Below are 980 nucleotides of genomic sequence, written 5' to 3'. Positions count from 1 at the left end.
CCACCGTGCCCATGCCCATGCCCGTGCCCCCGCCCATGCCCGCGACGCCGCGCGCCGTGTCCCGAGGTGCCCCTGCCCGGCCGGGTCCGGCCCTGCCGGGCCTGCTCCTCTGCGGCCTCGTCCTGTTCGTGCTGCTGCTCGGGTCCGCCGGTACCGCCAGGGCCGACGGACCCGGGTGGACGGCGGAGCCCGCCGCCGGCGCCGCCGCCCGCCCCTCGGGCCCGCGCCCGTACTTCTACCTGCAAGGCGGCCCCGGCAGCGTGCTGGAGGACCGGATCGCCCTGGCCAACCCCACCGACCGGGAGCGCACCCTCACCCTGCGCGGCGCCGACGCCTACAACACCGCCGACGGCGCCCTCGCCGTCCGCCCCGCCGACCGGTCCACCGGGGCCGGGGCGGGCGCCGGGGCCTGGGTCGGCTTCGGCGGCGCCGGCACGGTGACGATCCCGCCGCGCACCCGCGCGGTGGTGCCGTTCACCGTCACCGTGCCGCCCGGCGCCGCGCCCGGCGACCACCCCGTCGCCGTCGTCGCCGCCGAGGCGGGCCACGAGGCGGCCGTACGGGTGCACCTGCGGGTCAGCGGCCCACAGGTCGCCGCGCTCACCGTCGAGGACGTCCGGGTACGGGGCCGGGGCGGGGCCACCGTCGTCACATACACCCTCGTCAACCGCGGGAACGTGGCGCTCGCCCCCCAGCTCGCCCTCACCGCCGACGGCCTGCTCGGCGAACCTCCCGGCCGTACCCGCCGGCCCGTCCCCGTGGAGCTGCTGCCGGGCCAGCGGGTCGAGCTGACCGAACCCTGGCCCGGCGCGCCGGTGTTCGACCGGGTCCGGCTGACCGCCGAGGTCACCGCCGCCGGGGGCGCGCGGGCCGAGGCGACCGCCACGGCCTGGTTCCTGCCCTGGGGCATCGCCGCCCGGACCGGCGCCGGGCTGCTCGGCCTGGCCGGCCTGTTCCTGGCCGCGCGGCTCCTCGTACGC

1 protein-coding gene is annotated in these 980 nt (G+C 80.1%); it reads left to right on the top strand.

Going from position 1 to position 980, the window contains the following annotated elements; all coding sequences use genetic code 11:
* Positions 1–56: 56 nt before the first annotated feature.
* Positions 57–980 (top strand): COG1470 family protein (locus GPJ59_RS36525; RefSeq protein WP_219672392.1); only part of this gene is annotated, 924 nt, incomplete at its 3' end.

It is taken from the genome of Streptomyces bambusae (genome assembly GCF_019400985.1).
Classification (GTDB): Bacteria; Actinomycetota; Actinomycetes; order Streptomycetales; family Streptomycetaceae; genus Streptomyces; species Streptomyces bambusae_A.
The sequence above is the reverse complement of the archived record's forward strand: the minus strand, read 5'-3'. Positions and strand labels throughout refer to the sequence as shown.